This is a genomic window from Aestuariivivens sediminis (assembly GCF_022662105.1).
Classification (GTDB): domain Bacteria; phylum Bacteroidota; class Bacteroidia; order Flavobacteriales; family Flavobacteriaceae; genus Aestuariivivens; species Aestuariivivens sediminis.
Window position 1 is genome coordinate 35804 of record NZ_JAKMCP010000009.1, and the last position, 19224, is coordinate 55027.

The 19224-nt window shown below is 38.1% G+C and carries 18 protein-coding genes and 1 tRNA gene; 9 read left to right on the forward strand and 10 right to left on the reverse strand.

Annotated features, from left to right (window positions below; genetic code table 11):
* Positions 1 to 61 precede the first annotated feature (61 nt).
* On the forward strand, positions 62 to 1531 hold the full coding sequence (locus tag MR054_RS15850) for an aminoacyl-histidine dipeptidase (protein ID WP_242158798.1): 1470 nt from the start codon (positions 62 to 64) through the stop codon (positions 1529 to 1531).
* A 299-nt stretch (positions 1532 to 1830) separates the two neighbouring features.
* Here MR054_RS15850 and yidD read toward each other — a convergent pair whose 3' ends face one another.
* The 5 genes from yidD to MR054_RS15875 form a co-directional block, all read right to left on the reverse strand.
* Positions 1831 to 2052, reverse strand: a complete 222-nt coding sequence (gene yidD / locus MR054_RS15855) for a membrane protein insertion efficiency factor YidD (protein WP_242087401.1) — start codon at positions 2050 to 2052, stop codon at positions 1831 to 1833.
* Between the two features lie 125 nt (positions 2053 to 2177).
* Complete coding sequence (cysS, locus tag MR054_RS15860; protein ID WP_242158799.1) at positions 2178 to 3659, reverse strand: cysteine--tRNA ligase; 1482 nt, start codon at positions 3657 to 3659, stop codon at positions 2178 to 2180.
* Between the two features lie 37 nt (positions 3660 to 3696).
* On the reverse strand, positions 3697 to 4374 hold the full coding sequence (folE, locus tag MR054_RS15865) for a GTP cyclohydrolase I FolE (RefSeq protein ID WP_242158801.1): 678 nt from the start codon (positions 4372 to 4374) through the stop codon (positions 3697 to 3699).
* A 201-nt stretch (positions 4375 to 4575) separates the two neighbouring features.
* Positions 4576 to 6090: an OmpP1/FadL family transporter gene (locus tag MR054_RS15870; RefSeq protein ID WP_242087407.1), complete on the reverse strand. Its 1515-nt coding sequence runs from the start codon at positions 6088 to 6090 to the stop codon at positions 4576 to 4578.
* Positions 6091 to 6171: 81 nt separating this feature from the next.
* Complete coding sequence (locus tag MR054_RS15875) at positions 6172 to 7347, reverse strand: hypothetical protein (RefSeq protein WP_242158802.1); 1176 nt, start codon at positions 7345 to 7347, stop codon at positions 6172 to 6174.
* Positions 7348 to 7446: 99 nt separating this feature from the next.
* Here MR054_RS15875 and proS point away from each other — a divergent pair, with 99 nt between their 5' ends.
* The 3 genes from proS to rpsT all read left to right on the forward strand — a co-directional run bounded on the left by proS (position 7447) and on the right by rpsT (position 9422).
* The gene (gene proS, locus MR054_RS15880; protein WP_242087411.1) at positions 7447 to 8925 is read left to right on the forward strand and encodes a proline--tRNA ligase; all 1479 of its coding nucleotides are present in this window, start codon (positions 7447 to 7449) and stop codon (positions 8923 to 8925) included.
* Between the two features lie 146 nt (positions 8926 to 9071).
* Positions 9072 to 9143, forward strand: a tRNA-Glu gene (locus tag MR054_RS15885).
* Between the two features lie 27 nt (positions 9144 to 9170).
* Entirely contained in the window at positions 9171 to 9422 is a 252-nt protein-coding gene (gene rpsT / locus MR054_RS15890; protein ID WP_242087413.1) for a 30S ribosomal protein S20, read from the forward strand.
* A gap of 155 nt (positions 9423 to 9577) precedes the next feature.
* On the opposite strand, the gene rho is transcribed toward rpsT, so the two are convergent.
* Positions 9578 to 11170, reverse strand: coding sequence for a transcription termination factor Rho (gene rho, locus MR054_RS15895; protein ID WP_242158804.1), 1593 nt, complete (start codon positions 11168 to 11170; stop codon positions 9578 to 9580).
* A 194-nt stretch (positions 11171 to 11364) separates the two neighbouring features.
* Between rho and MR054_RS15900 the strand changes: the two genes are divergently transcribed.
* Positions 11365 to 11781, forward strand: a complete 417-nt coding sequence (locus MR054_RS15900) for a DUF4293 domain-containing protein (RefSeq protein ID WP_242087417.1) — start codon at positions 11365 to 11367, stop codon at positions 11779 to 11781.
* Positions 11782 to 11837: 56 nt separating this feature from the next.
* On the opposite strand, the gene MR054_RS15905 is transcribed toward MR054_RS15900, so the two are convergent.
* Positions 11838 to 12332, reverse strand: a complete 495-nt coding sequence (locus MR054_RS15905) for a metallophosphoesterase family protein (protein WP_242158806.1) — start codon at positions 12330 to 12332, stop codon at positions 11838 to 11840.
* Positions 12333 to 12422: 90 nt separating this feature from the next.
* On the opposite strand from MR054_RS15905, the gene truA reads away from it, so the two are divergent.
* Positions 12423 to 13166, forward strand: a complete 744-nt coding sequence (truA, locus tag MR054_RS15910) for a tRNA pseudouridine(38-40) synthase TruA (RefSeq protein ID WP_242158808.1) — start codon at positions 12423 to 12425, stop codon at positions 13164 to 13166.
* Complete coding sequence (locus MR054_RS15915) at positions 13167 to 14936, forward strand: ABC transporter ATP-binding protein (RefSeq protein ID WP_242158810.1); 1770 nt, start codon at positions 13167 to 13169, stop codon at positions 14934 to 14936.
* Positions 14937 to 14958: 22 nt separating this feature from the next.
* Here MR054_RS15915 and MR054_RS15920 read toward each other — a convergent pair whose 3' ends face one another.
* The 3 genes from MR054_RS15920 to folP are packed head-to-tail and all read right to left on the reverse strand — an operon-like array spanning position 14959 to position 17299.
* A complete protein-coding gene (locus MR054_RS15920; RefSeq protein WP_242087423.1) occupies positions 14959 to 15744 on the reverse strand; it encodes a diadenylate cyclase in 786 nt (261 codons plus the stop codon).
* A gap of 35 nt (positions 15745 to 15779) precedes the next feature.
* Entirely contained in the window at positions 15780 to 16463 is a 684-nt protein-coding gene (locus MR054_RS15925; RefSeq protein ID WP_242158812.1) for a hypothetical protein, read from the reverse strand.
* Positions 16464 to 16468: 5 nt separating this feature from the next.
* Complete coding sequence (folP, locus tag MR054_RS15930) at positions 16469 to 17299, reverse strand: dihydropteroate synthase (protein WP_242158813.1); 831 nt, start codon at positions 17297 to 17299, stop codon at positions 16469 to 16471.
* A gap of 190 nt (positions 17300 to 17489) precedes the next feature.
* Here folP and MR054_RS15935 point away from each other — a divergent pair, with 190 nt between their 5' ends.
* Positions 17490 to 18029, forward strand: coding sequence for a DUF1599 domain-containing protein (locus MR054_RS15935; RefSeq protein ID WP_242158815.1), 540 nt, complete (start codon positions 17490 to 17492; stop codon positions 18027 to 18029).
* Positions 18030 to 18122: 93 nt separating this feature from the next.
* Positions 18123 to 19217, forward strand: a complete 1095-nt coding sequence (locus tag MR054_RS15940; RefSeq protein WP_242158817.1) for a BT_3928 family protein — start codon at positions 18123 to 18125, stop codon at positions 19215 to 19217.
* The last annotated feature ends 7 nt before the right edge of the window (positions 19218 to 19224 follow it).

Here is a 19224-nt window from a genome sequence, read left to right on the forward strand (position 1 = left end):
GGAAACAATTTATAATTCCTATAGAGAATATGTACCTTTGTACATTGTAAATACAAATAGGATGAATTCAGAAATAAGATTACTGGAACCCAGAGCACTTTGGAATAAATTCGCTGATTTAAATGCTGTACCGCGCCCTTCAAAAAAAGAAGATCGTGTTATTGCTTTTATGAAAACCTTTGGTGAAAAATTAGGACTGGAGACCCTGGTGGATGAGGTTGGGAATGTCATTATTAAAAAACCTGCAACCCAGGGAATGGAAACCAAGACCACTGTTGTTATGCAATCGCATTTGGATATGGTACACCAAAAAAACAATGATACCGTTTTTGATTTTGAATCTCAGGGCATTGACATGGTGGTACAGGGAGATTGGGTAAAAGCCAGGGGAACAACCTTAGGTGCGGACAACGGTATTGGTGTTGCTACTATTATGGCTGTTTTGGAGAGTAATGCCATACAACACCCTGCTATTGAAGCCTTGTTTACCATTGATGAAGAAACAGGTATGACCGGAGCCATGGGTTTAAAGGAAGGCTTACTTACAGGTGGGATTTTACTGAATTTGGATACTGAGGAAGATGATGAAATCGGTGTTGGCTGTGCTGGAGGAATAGATGTCACAGCGACAAAACCCTACGAGGAAGAGGATATTTCAAATAATAAGGTGGGGTATCAAATTAAGGTAAAAGGGTTGCAAGGGGGGCATTCGGGAATGCAAATTCATGAGGGGCTGGGAAATGCCAATAAGATTATGAATAGACTTTTATTTGAGGGTTATGACCATTTTGGATTGCGAATTTCAGAAATTAATGGCGGAGGTCTTCGAAATGCCATTCCCAGAGAAAGTGTTGCAATAGTAGTTATTGATGCCATTCATGACAATGCCTTTTTAGGGGAAATGGATTCGCGCACCAAAGCCATTAAAACGGAATTAAAAACTATGGAACCTGATTTAAACATAGAGGTAACCAGGTGCGATATGCCAAAAAGGATAATGGCATTAGGCGTTCAAGAGGATTTGATCCGGGCGTTATATACGGCTTGGAATGGCGTTTATAGAATGAGTGCCGATATACCCAATCTTGTGGAAACCTCCAATAATATTGCAAAAGTTGAGGTTAAGGAGGGGCATATTCATATTGCCTGTTTAACCCGTTCTTCGGTTGAAAGCTCAAAAATGGATCTGGCCAATGCCCTTCGTGCTGCATTTGAGTTAATGGGCTGTGAGGTAAAATTTTCTGGTGATTATCCCGGGTGGCAACCTAATATGGATTCATCCATTTTGAAAGTGATGCGGAATCTTTATACCAATTTATATGGCGAAAAACCGCATGTGGCTGCCTGCCACGCCGGACTGGAATGTGGTATACTGGGACAGAATTACCCGGATATGGATATGGTTAGTTTTGGACCGACAATTAGAGGGGCCCATTCACCAGATGAGCGTGTCCAAATCTCCTCAGTGCAAAAATATTGGACCTTTGTCTTGGAAATTTTGAAGCATATTCCCGAGAAAGCACCCCATTAAATAACATTTTATCGAAATAATTTGCTTTTAAACGATAAATTTGTATATTTGATAAGCAATTAATGCCAAAAGCATTTTTTGAATGAAACATAAAGTAAGCACCCCAATCTGCCTCTAAAAAGAAACATTCGAATCATGCTTTTTCTTCGTTATATGTTACAATGTTATCCTTGTGGATTCATGTAACAAATACAGCGGTCCTTTTTTAAAACGGATTTTAGCTTTATTCTGTATTAAGCTGCCGGGGGCGCATTTGAAACATGGCCATTTTTGGCGTAATGGCGCCATTCTTATGGCGATTAAGGGACGGGATCATGGCCAGAACCTCCCCAGGGATGACAACTAATAATCCGTTTAAAAGCTAACCACCCCCCCTTAAGCAATCCGTATTTTTCCAGTGCTTCTTTTGAATATTGCGAACATGTAGGGGTATATCTGCACGTTGAAGGCGTCATTGGGGATATTAGGGTTTGGTATATCCTGATTAAAAACAAAAACGGAGCAATTAGAAGTTTTTTCATGTTATGTTATTCCACAAGAGTAGAAATCCTATTACATACAAGTGATGTACTATTGCATTTCAACGAACCGGGGAATACGAAAGCATTGAATTGTAGCATAAGACATTTCCCGGTTTGGCGCCGATTTAGTTAAGGCTAAATGTCGTTCCATCCTTCCCGTCTTTAAGTTGGATTCCAATTTCGGCCAATTCATCTCTAATTTTATCAGATAGGGCAAAGTCTTTATTCGCCCTGGCTTCCTGTCTTATTTTTATGAGTACGTCAATTGCGCCTGCCAATTTATCACTTCCTGCAGCTGTTCCGGAACTGTTCTCCAAACCTAAAACATCAAAAATAAAGATGTTCATGGTTTCTTTTAAAAGGTTCAAATCTTCAGAAGAAATGGATGCTTTACCTTCTTTAATTTGATGGATATATTTTACGGCTTCAAATAATTGTGCAATTAATATGGGGGAGTTAAAATCATCGTTCATCGCATCATAACATTTCTGTTTCCATGCTCCTATAGCTACAGACGAGGTATTTGAGGCCTTTAGGTCGTTCAGAATACTTAGGGCGTCCATGAGGCGATTAAAACCTTTTTCACTGGCTAAAAGCCCGTCGTCAGTAAAGTCTAAAATACTTCTGTAATGTGCTTGTAGCATAAAAAATCGTGCGACACTGGGTAAATACGATTTTGAAATATGGGGATTCTCTCCCGTAAAAATTTCACCCGGCAAAATATAATTACCAGTTGATTTTGCCATTTTTTTACCATTCATAATCAACATATTGGCGTGCATCCAATAATTTACCGGCGTTTGGCCTTTGGCTGCCTCGCTTTGTGCGATTTCACACTCATGATGGGGAAACTTCAAATCCATACCACCACCATGAATATCGAAGTGTTCGCCCAAATATTTGGTGCTCATGGCCGTACACTCCAAATGCCAGCCGGGAAAACCATCACTCCAGGGTGACGGCCAGCGCATGATGTGCTGTGGTTCGGCACGTTTCCATAGGGCAAAATCCTGTGGGTTCTTTTTATCACTTTGTCCATCCAATTCACGGGTGTTATGAATCAAATCTTCCAATTTGCGCTTGCTTAATTTGCCATAATCGTTCGTTTCGTTGAACTTATGGACATCAAAATATACCGAGCCGTTTACCACGTAAGCAAAACCATTGTCAACGATATTTTTAATCAACTCAATTTGCTCGATAATATGTCCCGTTGCCGTAGGCTCAATACTGGGCGGTAAAAAATTAAAGGCATTGAGAATATTATGAAAGTCGACCGTATAGCGCTGAACCACTTCCATTGGTTCTATTTCCTCAATCCGAGCCTTTTTAGCAATACGATCTTCACCGGTATCGGCATCATTTTCTAAATGACCGGCATCGGTTATATTCCGCACATAACGTACTTTATAGCCCAAATGTTTTAAGTATCTGAAGATAACATCAAAAGACATAAAAGTTCTCACATTGCCCAAATGAACATTGCTGTAAACAGTTGGGCCACAGACATACATCCCTATATGGCCTGCATTAATAGGTTTTAAGGTTTCTTTTTGTCCGGAAAGGGAGTTATAAATTTTTATACTTTGGGATGGGTATAGTAACATGGGTGTTCTATAAATTGGCAAATGGATAGCGAGTGATTTAAAATTTTGTATCCAATTTAATATAATCTAAAAACTCTTGTCTTGTGGCTTTATCCTTAAACCGCCCACCGAATTCTGAAGTGACGGTACTACTTTCTACATCTCTAATGCCTCTGGAATTCACACATAAATGTTTTGCATCTATAACACATGCCACATCCTTGGTTTCCAGAACTTTCTGTAATTCCCTTACAATCTGAATCGTTAAACGTTCTTGTACTTGAGGACGCTTTGCAAAATAATCAACGATCCGGTTCATTTTAGAAAGTCCAACGACCGTTCCGTTTGAAATATAAGCTATATGGGCTTTACCCACAATAGGCAACAAATGGTGTTCGCATGTGGAATATACTGTAACATTTTTTTCAACAAGCATTTCACCATACTTGTATTTGTTCTCAAATGTGGAAGCACTTGGTTTTTTTTCCGGATCCAGACCGCCAAATAATTCCTTGACAAACATTTTGGCCACACGCAAAGGGGTCCCACTTAAGCTGTCATCACTTAAGTCCAATCCCAATGTTTCCATTATGTGACGAACATCATCCTTTATGATATCTATTTTTTCATCTTTCGATAATATGAAGGCATCACTTCTAAGGGGCGTATCCTGGGATGTCCCAATATGATCATTACCTAAAGCATCAAACTCTTCGAAGTCGTTATTAAGTTTCACGTGTCTAAATTTTTTATTGATACTTCTTAAAATTAATTAAGATTTAGTTTGCAAAGATAAACATTTCACTTTTTAATGGTTAGTCTTTAACTAACATTTAATTTTCGAGCTATGGGCCTCGGTAAAAGCCTTTGAATCACTCCAAAAAAAAGAGCCTGAATACCCGAATTCAAGCTCTTATTTATGGGGATAAAAGGTGTTTTATATATTAAAACTCAATGAAAGTGCTATATTAGAATTGGTTTTGTCTATGGAAACCGGATCGGTTAATCCCACATTATACATTGGTGTTTCAAAACTTCGGTTCGACTGGTCGAATGTAATATCCAATTTGGTATTGCCAAAATTGTAGCCGATACCTAATGAAAAGCCATCCAAGTCGCCCACGGTAACTCCATCTTTATACGGGCTTTCCTCAAAGCGATATCCGCCCCTAAAACTAAATTCTTTGTATTTGTACTCACCACCCAATCGATATGTGGCAGCACGTGCAAAGGCATCATTAATATCGGCATTAAGCCCTGTATAATCTGTTTCAGGTTTAAATTTCGTTTTACCGTAATCTTTCAGGGAATAGTCGAAACTAATCAACCCTTGTTGCCCAAAAACGTAAGCCAAACTGCCTGTTATTTTAGACGGGGTCTGAATTTTATATTCGGGATACACATTTATAATATCTGAGACAAAAACAATGTCCGGATCCGCGAGGTTCGAATCAATAAGTTGGGTTGTTTCTTCTTCGATGGTATACCAAATAGGGGAATCGTAAGTTAATCCGGCCCTGAATTCTGGAGATAATTTAAGGATAGCACCCAACTGAAAGGAAAACCCACTGCCTCTTGTTGACAGGGTGTTGTCGAATCTGATAAAATTGAGATCAGGATCTGTATTTGGAGGTGTGTTGGCGTTGGTTTCTTCCAGTGATGTGGTTCTTTGGTAATCTATAAAGTGAGAGTTAAGGTTTAATCCCAGGTAAAGATTATCTTGATATTGCGTTGCAAAATTGAATGCGACTTTACCGTTATAGCCGGAGCTTGTATAGATGTAATCATGGTTAAAAGTACCGTCGTATAGATTCGAAAAGTAGGATGTATTGTTATCATTATCCACATCAGGTTCCAATATGTATGACTGATAACCTAAAAACGCTTGCTGATGGGCAAATCCAAATATATTCCCAATATCGTTGTAGGCTTCCTCAATAAATTCACCATCCAATAACGATATATCCCCCAATCTCACGCCATCGGCATAGTTTAGAAAATACAGATCAATGGATTGATTGTTCGTATTTGTTCCACGAGCAACCCAGGCGTTATCATAATTATTGGTTCTGTCGTAGGCAATACCTATGGAGAATTTACGCCAGGGAGAATCATTCCTGCTGGCAAAAACGAAGGCCGCCCCGCCTTGGTGAATATCAAAATTGGAATCGTTGGTTGAGCCCGAACCATTAAAATAGCGGGTATCATTGGTAATATCGGCATTCGACAAACTTAACGACGCATGGCTTTGACTAAAAACTGCTGAACTTGCAGGGTTAATGCTTACAGCACTCATATCGCCACCGAGGGCACCAAAAGCACCACTTAATGCCCGAAATCGAGCTGTTCCTTGAATTTCATCCTGAGAATATCGTAAAGCATCACTTAAGTCTTGTGCATTTAAGGCAGAAACAAAAATTAAGCTTAACAGCAATAGGTTTAACTTTTTCATAAATAGGTGTGTTTAAAATAATGGATGTAATCATCCTCTTATCAATATTAATGATATTAAAATTACGGAAATGATTTCATATTAACGCCTTCTGCCGCCACCGCTACTTCTGGATGATCCAGAACTCCTGCCACTACTACTGCTACTACTGCTTGGTCTAGAGTAAGAACTTGAAGATCTTGAGCTACTGCGACTACTGTTGTAACTATTGTTATTTGACGACGAATTGCTTCTTCTGCTGTAATTAGAGCTATTGCTCCTGGAAAAAGAAGGGGACGAACGGTAAACAGTACTCGAACTTCTTCTCACATTTGAAGATGAGGAGCGTCTCGTAGAATTCGTCGAAGGGGTTAAGGATTGACTTCTTCTTATGGTTGAAGACGATGAACTTCTAGGACTTGAGGTGTAGGTTCTAGTTGCATTACCGGATGATCTTCGGACGGTATTTGATCTAATATCCGAACTGGATCTACGATTGTTCAATGATGCCACACTGCCACGCCTTGAGGTGTAGTATTTTGAATTTGCCAGATTTGAAGCACTGCTGGTTCTTCTACTAGTCGCATAGCTGCCGCGTCTGCTTGCACTGTAGGAGACTCTTGGACTATAGTAGTTACCATAACCATAATAACGGGATCTATAAGGCCGGTTATAACCATAATAGCCATAAGGATAACCATATCTGTACGGACTGTTAAAAGCCCAGCCGCCATAAAATCCGCCGTAAAAAGGAGAACACCAGAAGGGGTCATAAAAGCCCCAACTGTTCCAGCCCCAGTTATTCCAACTGTTCCAGCCCCAGTTATTCCAACGGTTCCATCTCCAGCTATTCCAGCCCCAACCAAAGCCTCCATACCAGCCCCAGTTATTCCAACCATTATCTATGTAGTTTATGGTAACACTTTGACTATCTTGTCCCCAACCAGCATAGCCTTGATAATCATTGGTCAGGGAATCATTTTCCACAAAATTGTCACTTGCGTAGGAGTCTATATCAGTAAAAATAGCGTCATCGGCGGTTATTAGTTCGGCTTCCAGAGATTTGTTCCTAAAGTAGTTTTTGTAGTAATTACTATTGGATTGATTGGGTATTTCAACAACAGTTTCCCCGTATTGGACAGGTCGTTCATCGGTATTGTAGATACCATCATTGTCAACTCCAACATACTGATATGAACCGCACGATGTCAAACCAATAACTAGCCCTAAAATGGCTAATATTGGCATTTTTCTTAATAGGTAGTTATTTGATTGCATATCTCTAGAATTTTATTGTTGAACATCACAAAAATAGTTAGTTTTGCCAAACTATTTCTTTATTACAAATAATCACAATATTTGTGCCAAAACACTAGTATGAGCAAAAAACTTACAAGTAGAGCTGAAGATTACTCCAAATGGTATAACGAATTGGTTGTTAGGGCAGACCTTGCAGAAAATTCGGCGGTTAGAGGTTGTATGGTCATAAAACCTTACGGTTATGCGATATGGGAAAAAATGCAAGCAGAATTGGATAGAATGTTCAAGGAAACAGGACATCAAAACGCCTATTTTCCACTTTTTGTTCCCAAAAGTTTGTTTGAGGCCGAAGAAAAAAATGCGGAGGGTTTTGCAAAGGAATGTGCCGTTGTAACCCATTACCGTTTGCAGAACGATCCGGAACATCCTGGCAAGTTACGTGTGGATCCCGAAGCGAAACTCGAAGAGGAGTTAGTGGTTCGGCCTACCAGCGAAGCTATAATATGGAGTACTTATAGAAACTGGATTCAATCCTACAGGGATTTACCCATTCTGGTAAATCAATGGGCCAATGTGGTACGGTGGGAAATGCGTACACGTTTGTTTTTACGGACGGCCGAATTTTTATGGCAGGAAGGGCATACCGCACATGCCACTGAAGTTGAGGCTATGGATGAGGCCAAATTAATGAACAATGTATACGCCACCTTTGCGGAGAAATTTATGGCGATTCCGGTAATTCAAGGTGTAAAAACAGAAAATGAACGATTTGCCGGTGCCGAAGAAACGTTTTGCATTGAAGCATTAATGCAGGATGGTAAGGCATTGCAAGCCGGAACCTCCCATTTTCTTGCACAGAATTTTGCAAAGGCTTTTGATGTTAAATTTGTGAATAAGGACGGTAAGCAAGATTATGTTTGGGCGACCTCATGGGGGGTGTCTACTAGATTGATGGGAGCCCTGATTATGACCCATAGCGATGATGACGGATTAGTTCTCCCGCCAAGCTTAGCCCCGAACCAGGTGGTTATAGTCCCTATTTATAAAGGGGAAGAACAGCTAAAAACCATTTCAGATGTTGTACACAGCATTAGGCAGGATTTAATTAAAAACAATATTTCGGTTAAATATGACGACCGAGATACGCTTAGACCAGGTGCGAAATTTGCACAACACGAATTGCAGGGGGTGCCCATTCGTATAGCCATTGGACCAAAAGATTTGGATAATGGTACGGTAGAATTGGCTAGACGTGATACCCGTACCAAAGAAGTTATTGCTTTGGACACTGTGGTTGAAAGGGTAGGACAACTGTTACATGAAATTCAGGATTCCTTGTTTCATAAAGCTCTGGAATTTAGAAATTCCCACATTACAGAAGTCGATCACTTTGATGACTTCAAGACCGTTCTGGAACATAAAGGCGGGTTTATTTCGGCTCATTGGGATGGCACCAATGAAACCGAAGATAAAATTAAGGAGTTGACAAAAGCTACCATTCGTTGCATTCCTTTGGATATGGTAGCGGAGGAAGGGGTTTGTGTATATAGTGGAAAACCTTCTAAAGGCAGGGTATTGTTCGCTAAAGCGTATTAAAGTAAAAAAAATAAAAAAAATTATTTAGGGCTTGCAGCATTTAAAAATAGTTGTATTTTTGCATCCGCAATGGAAACGTTGTAGGTTATTTGAAAAATTTTGTGGAAGCAGATATTAAATTTATATTTGCCTTCTCATTACCGAATGGCCCGTTCGTCTATCGGCTAGGACGCCAGGTTTTCATCCTGGTAAGAGGGGTTCGATTCCCCTACGGGCTACAATATTTTAATAAGTAAAAAAATAAAATGGCAAATCATAAGTCAGCATTAAAAAGAATAAGAAGTAGTGAAGCTAAACGCTTGACGAACAGGTATCAACATAAAACCACACGTACTGCTATTAAAAAATTACGTGAATTGACGGATAAAAAAGAAGCTGAGGCCATGTATCCATCGGTGGCATCCATGTTGGATAAACTAGCAAAGAAAAATGTAATTCACGCCAATAAAGCTGCTAACCTAAAGTCTGGTTTAGCGAAGTACGTCGCTGCTCTTTAATAAATTAAGGATTACAAAACATATAAAGCCTTTCAGAAATGAAAGGCTTTTTTGCTTATCTGTAATACCATTGGACTGGTCAGATGACATCAAAGTTAAAAAAAGCCTTGAATGGTATTTTCAAGGCTTTCACAGAACATTATTTTTAAAATCTTTTAACCATTCATTGAAATTAAAAACTCTTCATTATTTCTGGTTTGCTTAAAGCGCTCGTTAATAAATTCCATGGCTTCAACCGGATTCATATCGGCCAGGTACTTGCGCATAACCCACATGCGTTGAATGGTGTTGTCATCCAGGAGTAAATCGTCTCGACGCGTACTTGAAGAGGTCAGGTCTATAGCAGGGAAAATTCTACGGTTGGATATTTTTCTATCCAACTGCAGTTCCATATTACCTGTTCCTTTAAATTCCTCAAAAATCACTTCATCCATTTTCGAACCGGTTTCAGTAAGTGCAGTGGCGATAATGGAAAGTGAGCCGCCGTTTTCAATATTTCTAGCGGCACCAAAGAAACGTTTTGGCTTATGCAACGCATTGGCGTCTACACCACCACTCAATATTTTACCTGATGCCGGTTGCACCGTATTATAGGCTCTGGCTAATCGGGTAATAGAATCGAGCAAGATTACCACATCGTGTCCACACTCCACTAAACGTTTTGCTTTTTCAAGAACAATATCCGCAATCTTTACATGCTCATGGGCTTCTTTGTCAAATGTGGATGATATCACTTCACCTCTAACATTTCGTTGCATGTCTGTCACTTCTTCCGGGCGTTCATCGATTAATAAAATCATAAGATAAACTTCCGGGTGATTGGCGGCGATCGCATTGGCCACATCTTTTAGAAGCATCGTTTTACCTGTTTTAGGCTGGGACACAATCATGCCTCGTTGTCCTTTCCCAATAGGGGAAAATAAATCCATTATCCTCGTGGAAATGGTACTTTGCCTTTCGGCAATATTAAATTTTTCCTTAGGGAATAAGGGTGTTAAATGCTCAAAAGCTACCCGGTCTCTAACAACTTCAGGTTTTTGGCCATTTATTTTGGTCACCTTTATTAAAGGAAAATATTTTTCACCTTCCTTTGGCGGACGTACCTGACCCAAAACGGTATCCCCTTTTTTCAATCCAAACAATCGTATTTGGGATTGAGAGACATAGATATCGTCCGGAGAAGACAGGTAGTTATAATCCGAAGATCGCAAGAAACCGTAACCGTCCTGCATGATATCCAAAACACCTTCACTTTCTATAATGGCATCAAACTCATAATCCGGTTCACGATAGCGGTTTCTGTTATCCTTGTTCCCATTGTTATGGGGGCTTTTTTGATTTTTGTTCTTATGCGGTTGATTTTGTTCCTTCTTTGGTGGGGTATGCTGCTTGTCTTTAGCACCGACATGGTCTTCCTTCTGCTTTTTATCGTCCATATTTTTAGTAGAACCGGACTCATTTTGACTCTCTTGTTTTGGTTCAGGTTTGGGAGTATTCTCTTTCTGCATTCGCTTTCGTGGTCTTCGAGTGTCAGGTTTATCTTTTTGTTGGGTGCCAGAATTATCTTTTTGTTCCTGGGCGGGTTTGGCAATCTCTTTGGCAGTCTTTGGATCTGCCGCCTGTACATCCAAAATTTGATATACTAAATCTAACTTTTTAAGAGAGCGGTACTTAGGAACGCGTAATTGTTTTGCAATCTCTTGTAGATCAGAGAGCTTCTTTGCTTTTAATTGTGAAATTTCAAACATTTATGTTTAATTGAAAATTTTTTTACTTTTATTTTTGAGTTATTCTGAAAAAAATGATTTTTTATTCTGAAGAATTAACAATCTGCAATTGTGATGGTTGAGAATTGTTAATGCAATTATACAACTTTATTTTAATTTTTACTGCTTAAATTATAAAAGAAACTATTATTTTTGCGTTCCATATTAAAAATTACATGTTACAACGCATACAAACCATATATCTATTATTAGCCGCAATAACCTCTTCGGGGTTAATATTTGTGTTTCCTTTATTCCAGATTACCGGTAATGAAGGCGTATGGGTATTTGCTGAGGATCAGGTGGTGACCTTGAGTATGTTTTTGGGCTCGGCATTGTTATCCTTGATTTCAATTTTCAAATATAAAAACAGGAAGTCTCAATTTATCCTGGGGCGCCTTAATATCATATTAAACTTTTTTTTACTAGGATTTTTTGTATATCAATCTCTAAATGTATCTGGAGAAACGTTAGTTTCCAAGAAGGGTATTGGGATGCTTCTTCCTATTGTTTCTATCGTGTTTTTGGTTTTAGCCAATAAAGCCATTAAAAAGGATGAAGATCTTGTAAAATCTGTAGATCGATTGCGATAAACCTAATATCTTAGTAGTATTAGTGCGTTAAACCCAGAGTGAAAACTTTGGGTTTTTTATCTTTTATTGAATTCGATAACTTCCAAATTATCTATTTTTTTGTGGTCAATGGTAAATCGAAGCATGGTACGGGTTTTATGAAATCCATATTTACCTATTGCACCGGGATTCATGTGTATCAGGTTTAACTTTTTATCGGGCATTACTTTTAGAATATGGGAATGGCCACTAATGAATAGTTGAGGAGGATTTTTTCTAATCGCATCGCGGACGCTCACGTTATAGGCACCGGGGTAACCACCAATATGGGTTATCCAAACATCCACAGCTTCACATAAAAAACGATGGTGTTCCGGGAATTCCTGTCTTATAGAGGCATCATCAATATTACCGAAAACCGCTTTCAATGGTTTTAAGGCCTTTATGGCATCGGTAACCCTGGCGTGACCGATATCACCGGCATGCCAAACCTCATCAACCTGTTTTACATATTTTAATATGTCGTTATCTATATAGCCATGAGTATCTGAAAGCAACAGTATTTTGGTCATATTAATTTTAATATATAATTAAGAGTTCCACTAATGCGAAAATTGTAAAACTGTATATCTTTGTCTTGTGGACAAAAATATAAAAAGCATTTGAGGTATTTTATTGAACTTTCTTATAACGGCCGCGATTATCATGGTTGGCAAAGCCAGCCTAATGCCCTTTCGGTACAGGAAGTCATAGAGAAGTCCCTTTCCACCCTTTTGGGAACACCGATATCCCTAACAGGCGCAGGACGAACAGATGCCGGAGTGCATGCCAAACAAATGTTTGCACATTTTGATACAGGAATCGCTTTAGTGGAAACCGACGTGGTGTATAAACTGAATGCCTTCTTACCAAAAGATATAGCCATTCACAACCTTTTTCAGGTAAAAGCTAATGCTCATGCGCGATTTGACGCTATAAGCAGAACCTATTTATATAGAATAGCCTTAAAAAAAAATGCCTTCACCGGTAGGGAGGCCTATTACGTAAAGCAGCAACTGAATATTTCAAAAATGCAGGAAGCTTCAAAAATACTATTTGACTATAAAGATTTTAAATGCTTTTCAAAAAGTAATACCGATGTAAAAACGTATCATTGCACTGTGATGGCCTGTGATTGGGTTTTAAAGGAAGATGAGTTGCAGTTATGGATTACGGCTGACCGGTTTTTAAGAAATATGGTTAGAGCGATTGTTGGCACCATGATTGGTATTGGAACTGGGAAAATAATGGTTGAGGATTTACATCATATCATACAGTCTAAAGATAGGAGTGAGGCCGGATATTCGGTTCCCGCACATGCATTGTATTTAACAGCCGTCGCATATCCGGACGACATCAAACTTTAAATGAAAGCAAAAAAAGAACATATTTTCGATTTTCAACTATTTAAGCGCCTGTTCCAATATATCAGGCCTTATAAAATGGTCTTTATCGCATTGGTACTCCTGGTTATTCTTTTAGCAGTAGTGAGTGCGGCGACCCCTAAGATAACCGAATATGCCATTGATAATAGTATTGCTACGAAGGAAAAGGAGGATTTTTCGTTCTATATTGTCTTGATGCTGGGCGTGTTGTTTTTGCAGACCATATTTCAATTATTATTTATTTACTATGCATCCTGGTTGGGGCAAAATTTAGTCATGGATGTGCGTGTCAAGCTTTTTGATCATTTGCTTAAGTTTAAAATGAAATATTTTGATAACTCCTCTGTGGGCGTCCTTATTACCCGTGCAGTTACAGATATGGAGCGCATCGCGGATATTTTTGGTCAAGGGCTGTTTATGATCATTAGAGATTTACTGACCATGACCGTGGTGTTTACTTTTATGCTTTATTCTAATTTAAAGTTGAGTTTAATCGTCTTTATCATGCTACCGGTATTAATCTATGCTACCCGAATTTTTCAAAAATATATGAAAAGGGCTTTTGAGGAGGTGCGTACCGAAGTGTCCAATTTGAATTCATTTGTCCAGGAACGTTTAACCGGAATGAAAATTCTGCAGTTATTCACCCGAGAAGATATTGAGTACAAAAAATTTAAAGCCATAAATGAACGTCATAAAAAGGGCTGGTTGAAAACCGTTTGGTATAACTCCTTCTTTTTTCCCATTGCAGATTTAGCGTCTTCAGTTACCATAGGTTTGGTAGCCTGGTATGGTGGATTAAATGTGGTTTTGGACACTAATGTGACACAAGGTGTGCTGATCGCTTTTATTATGTATATCCCTATGCTGTTCAGGCCATTACGTCAAATAGCCGATAAATTTAACACCTTGCAAATGGGCATGGTTGCGGCCAATAGGGTGTTTAAGGTATTGGACACCACTTCACAAATTGATGATGCGGGAACCTATGTAGCACAGCACTTTGAAGGTACGATTCGATTTGAAAAGGTGCGATTTAGTTATGTGGAACATGAGGAAGTCCTTAAAGGGGTTTCTTTTCAAGTAAATGCAGGTGAAACAGTGGCTATTGTTGGTGCTACTGGAGCTGGAAAGTCCACTATTATTAATTTATTGAATCGTTTTTATGAAATTCATGATGGTCTTATTACCATCGATGGCATGAATATAAAAGAAGTGACTTTAGCCTCCTTACGCAACCAAATTGCAGTGGTGTTACAGGATGTGTTTTTGTTTGCCGACACTATTTTAAATAATATTACCCTTAACCATCCGGAAATTTCAGAAGCTGAAGTCATCGAGGCTGCTAAAGCCATAGGTGTTCATGAATTCATAAGCAGTTTACCCGGCGGATATCATTATAACGTTAAAGAGCGAGGGGCCATGCTGTCTTCAGGTCAAAGACAGCTCATATCTTTCCTGAGAGCTTATGTAACGAACCCAAGTATTTTAGTATTGGATGAAGCGACATCCTCCGTTGATTCGTATTCCGAACAGCTCATTCAAAATGCTACTGACAAGATTACTAAGGGCAGAACATCCATAATTATTGCCCATCGCTTAGCCACTGTAAAAAAAGCAGACAAAATTTTAGTGATGGAATCGGGAAGGCTTGTTGAGCAAGGTACTCATAAGGAATTGCTTAAAAAGAAAGACGGGTATTACAAACACCTTTATCAGGTACAATTTCTGCAAAAAGAAGAAGTGTTTTAGGTCTTCCTTTACTACCTGTGAATTAAACTAAATCGTTTTTAATAATTTTAATCAATTCATCCGTATTCTCAAAAATTACAAACTCACCATCCTTAAAATAGGATATATGGCCTGTTTCTTCACTAACGACCAGGGCCAGAGCATCGGTTTTCTCTGTAACACCAATGGCAGCACGATGACGCAGTCCAAAACGTTGTGGGATTGATTTTTCATTATTTACCGGGAGAATTACTCGGGTGGCTTTTACAATATTGTTGCTGACAATAATGGCACCATCGTGCAACGGACTGTTTTTAAAGAAAATACTTTCAATAATGGGTTGGGTGATTTTAATATTCATTTCATCACCAGAAGCCAATAAAAAATCAAGGTTGTTGTTACGTTCCAACACGATTAAAGCTCCGGTTTTAGTCATGGCCATTTTATTACAGGCGGAAACTATAGCTTCGACATCGGTTGTGTCTGTAGCCTCAGTTTTTAAAAATTTGAATTGTTTTATGAATTTACCACGTTTTCCAAAGTTAGTAGAACCCACCATGAGCAAAAACTTTCTAATTTCAGGCTGAAAGACTACAATTAAGGCTATAATTCCAACCTTCATAAAACCACCAAAAATACCGTTTAACAATTCCATGTTAAGGAAGTCGGTTAATTGCCAGGCGCCATATATGATGATAATACCAATAAATATATTAATAGCAACGGTACCTTTAACCAATTTATAGAGATAGTAGAGGAGTAGGGCAACCAGTATAACGTCTATAACGTCTACAACCGTAAATTTTAAAAGATCTTTAAAGATATCCAAAGGTTGGTGATTTTGGTAAATTTAGTAAAATATGGTTAATTAAGAATGTATTCCGTATTTGATATTACAACATTTTCCATTTCAATATTTGATAACACAGATTTTATAGTTACATAATCTTGAAAACTCATTTTATTATCGAAGCTCAGAATAATTTTTGTGTATTTATTGTCCTGAGGCCAAAGCGATGTCATGTCATTTTTCAAATTTTCAATAGTTGACCATTTAAAGGCCAAGGTATCAAAAAAGCATGTTATTTGGATTTGTGATAATGAACCGACACGGATATGGATGACATGGGATCTTTCGGCTTCGTTCAAAAAGACTTGATCGGACACCTCATCTTCAAATTTTGTGTTAGTAAACTCCAGGAAACCCAAATTGTTTCTACTGGTATCATGACAAGTAAAATAATTTTTAGCATTCGGGTTATGGTGCCCTGCCTGTTGTTTTTTATCCTGCACAAATTTGATATGGGGGATAACTTGTTTTAAGGTTAAACGCTTATCGACATTAACCAGCCAGTTGGTAGTGCTAATACTATTTTTTCTGTTGAGTCTCACACTGTCTATTTGGGTTTCATCATAAAATAAATATACAGCGGACACCTCCCTGATTTGATTTATTTTAGAATGATCAATTTCAGCTAACTGAATGATTGTTTTGTTATTGCAGGAAAGGATTAATAGCGTCCAAGCCAATAGCAACGTATATTTCATAACTTCTAACTTCTAACTTTTAACTGTTGGACTAAGGTCATACACTCCATGGCCTCCTTGACGTCATGAACACGCAAAATTGAAGCTCCTTTTAGTAAGGCTATGGTATTTAAAACGATGGTACCGTTTAATGCTTCCTGCGCTGAGGTTTTTAAAGTTTTATAAATCATAGATTTTCTGGATAACCCGACTACTATCGGTTTTTCAATGAGCTGAAATAATTCCAATTGGTTTAACAACTGAAAATTCTGCTCTGATGTTTTGGCAAAACCAAATCCGGGATCAACCAACACATCAATAATACCTAACGCTTTTGCAGCAGCAATGCGTTCAGAGAAATAGAATAAAATGTCCTTCACTAAATGGTCGTAATGCGTATGCTGTTTCATAGTCTGGGGGGTACCACGCATGTGCATCATGATGTAAGGGACCTTTAAATCGGCAATGGTAGGCAACATGTTGTCGTCCAACTTTCCCGCAGAAATATCATTTATCAAAACAGCCCCGGCTTCAATGCACTGCCTGGCAATTTGACTTCGAAATGTATCCACAGAAAGTAATATTTCCGGAAAACGTTTTAAAATGGAAGTAATAACAGGTAGAAGGCGTTTTTGTTCTTCACCTTCAGTCACGACATCGGCATTTGGTCGGGAGCTATATGCACCAACATCAATAAAAGTGGCCCCTTCATGAAGCATTTTTTCAACCTGATTTAAAATGGCTGTGTCACTGTTGTAAGTTCCACCATCGTAAAATGAATCTGGAGTGACATTTAAAATTCCCATTATTTTAGGAATTGATAAATCGATGAGCTGGCCTTTACAGTTTATAGTCATGTTTTATGTTTTAATCACGAATACACAAATTGTCTGGTAAAAATATAACACTTTAGTGGTATAACAGACTTTTAAAACAATTATTGGTGCATTCAATATGCTGTTTGTATAAGTAACTTGAAAGTTTATAAATGAAACTTTGAACTTTCTAATAATTTATGCGAAATTTACCCCAAATTGATTTTTATTTATGCAAGACACCTTAAAACAATATGATGCGGTCATAGAGACCTGTAAAAATCTATTTGTAAAAAAAATGGGGGATTACGGCAGTGCATGGCGGATTTTACGTTTACCGTCATTGACGGACCAAATATTTATAAAAGCCCAACGCATACGCAGTTTACAACAAAATGAAGTGCGAAAGGTAGATGAAGGTGAGGAAAGTGAATTTATAGGTATTATTAATTACTGTATAATGGCTTTAATTCAGTTAGAAAAAGGAATAGCCGAACATCCTGATTTAAGCACCAAAGAAGCTGCCGAGTTGTATGATAAGCAAATTGCTATTACCAAAACATTAATGGAAGATAAAAACCATGATTATGGTGAAGCCTGGCGAGATATGCGGGTTAGCAGTTTAACCGATTTGATCTTGCAAAAGGTTTTGCGCGTTAAACAAATTGAAAATAATAAAGGTAAAACAGTGGTTAGTGAAGGCATAGATGCCAATTATCAGGATATGATCAATTATGCCGTTTTTGCTTTAATACATTTAAATGAAGAATAGAAATGGGCATTCCTTTAAGGACAGCACTCACGTCTTTATTAAACACCATGTTTCAATTAAAATGATACCTGCTTTGGCAGGACAAAAAGAATTATGAAGATATTAGTATTGATTTCTCGAATATTTGTAGGGGTTTTATTTATCATTTCCGGATTAATAAAACTGAATGATCCCCTGGGATTTTCTTATAAATTGCAGGAGTATTTTAGTGTAGACGTTTTAAATATGCCTTTTTTAGAACCTTATGCTTTGGGAATTTCTGTATTTGTGGTTGTTTTCGAGGTGATTTTAGGGGTCTTTCTGTTAATTGGCTACAAACCAAAATTTACGATATGGAGTTTATTGGCAATGATCGTATTCTTTACCTTTTTAACCTTTTATTCGGCGTATTTTGATAAGGTAAAAGATTGTGGTTGTTTTGGCGATGCTTTAAAATTGACCCCCTGGGAAAGTTTTACTAAAGACCTCGTTTTATTACTTTTAATTTTAGTCTTATTTTTTGGAAGGAAATACGTAAAACCAATATTTAAGACGTTAACGCTATCGGTTGTAGCTTTATTAAGCTTTATTTTTTGTTTATGGTTTGGATATCATGTTTTAATGCATTTACCAACTATAGATTTTAGAGCATATAAAATAGGGAATAACATAAAAGAAGGCATGGACACTCCTGAAGATGCTCCAAAACCGGTATTGGAGTACACGTGGACGTTCAGGGTTAATGGTAAAGAACAGGTTATTGTTACTGATGGATCTTATCCATCCATTGAGGGAGAATTTGTAGGAGTGGATACCAAGGTTATCAAGGAAGGGTATATGCCTCCCATTGTTGATTTTTCTATTGAAAGTGAAGACGAGGATTTAACCGATACGTTTTTAAATGAGGAACATTTAATACTTGTCATATCATACAGTCTTGAGACCATTGAAAGTGGCGGTGTCGTGAAACTTAAAGCCTTACAGGAGAGGGCTCTTAATAATGGGTATAATATCATTGGTTTAACCGCTTCCGGTCCTGAAACTAAAAAGATTATAAGTGATGCTTATGATATTGATTTTGAATGGTATTTGTGCGATGAAAAGGCTTTAAAAACGGTAGTTCGATCAAATCCTGGAGTTTTGAAGTTGCATAAAGGGACGATCAAACAAAAAGTACATTGGAATGATATTGAAGATTTGGATTTTTAACATTTTA

Excerpts from the sequence above, each read along its gene's own strand:
- rho (WP_242158804.1), bottom strand. The coding sequence starts at position 11,170 with ATGTTTGAAATTTCACAATTAAAAGCAAAGAAGCTCTCTGATCTACAA.
- MR054_RS15875 (WP_242158802.1), bottom strand. The coding sequence starts at position 7,347 with ATGCAATCAAATAACTACCTATTAAGAAAAATGCCAATATTAGCCATT.
- MR054_RS15940 (WP_242158817.1), top strand. The coding sequence starts at position 18,123 with ATGAAGATATTAGTATTGATTTCTCGAATATTTGTAGGGGTTTTATTT.
- rpsT (WP_242087413.1), top strand. The coding sequence starts at position 9,171 with ATGGCAAATCATAAGTCAGCATTAAAAAGAATAAGAAGTAGTGAAGCT.
- MR054_RS15935 (WP_242158815.1), top strand. The coding sequence starts at position 17,490 with ATGCAAGACACCTTAAAACAATATGATGCGGTCATAGAGACCTGTAAA.
- yidD (WP_242087401.1), bottom strand. The coding sequence starts at position 2,052 with ATGAAAAAACTTCTAATTGCTCCGTTTTTGTTTTTAATCAGGATATAC.
- MR054_RS15905 (WP_242158806.1), bottom strand. The coding sequence starts at position 12,332 with ATGACCAAAATACTGTTGCTTTCAGATACTCATGGCTATATAGATAAC.
- MR054_RS15850 (WP_242158798.1), top strand. The coding sequence starts at position 62 with ATGAATTCAGAAATAAGATTACTGGAACCCAGAGCACTTTGGAATAAA.
- cysS (WP_242158799.1), bottom strand. The coding sequence starts at position 3,659 with ATGTTACTATACCCATCCCAAAGTATAAAAATTTATAACTCCCTTTCC.
- MR054_RS15900 (WP_242087417.1), top strand. The coding sequence starts at position 11,365 with ATGTTACAACGCATACAAACCATATATCTATTATTAGCCGCAATAACC.
- MR054_RS15925 (WP_242158812.1), bottom strand. The coding sequence starts at position 16,463 with ATGAAATATACGTTGCTATTGGCTTGGACGCTATTAATCCTTTCCTGC.
- MR054_RS15870 (WP_242087407.1), bottom strand. The coding sequence starts at position 6,090 with ATGAAAAAGTTAAACCTATTGCTGTTAAGCTTAATTTTTGTTTCTGCC.
- MR054_RS15915 (WP_242158810.1), top strand. The coding sequence starts at position 13,167 with ATGAAAGCAAAAAAAGAACATATTTTCGATTTTCAACTATTTAAGCGC.
- folP (WP_242158813.1), bottom strand. The coding sequence starts at position 17,299 with ATGACTATAAACTGTAAAGGCCAGCTCATCGATTTATCAATTCCTAAA.
- proS (WP_242087411.1), top strand. The coding sequence starts at position 7,447 with ATGAGCAAAAAACTTACAAGTAGAGCTGAAGATTACTCCAAATGGTAT.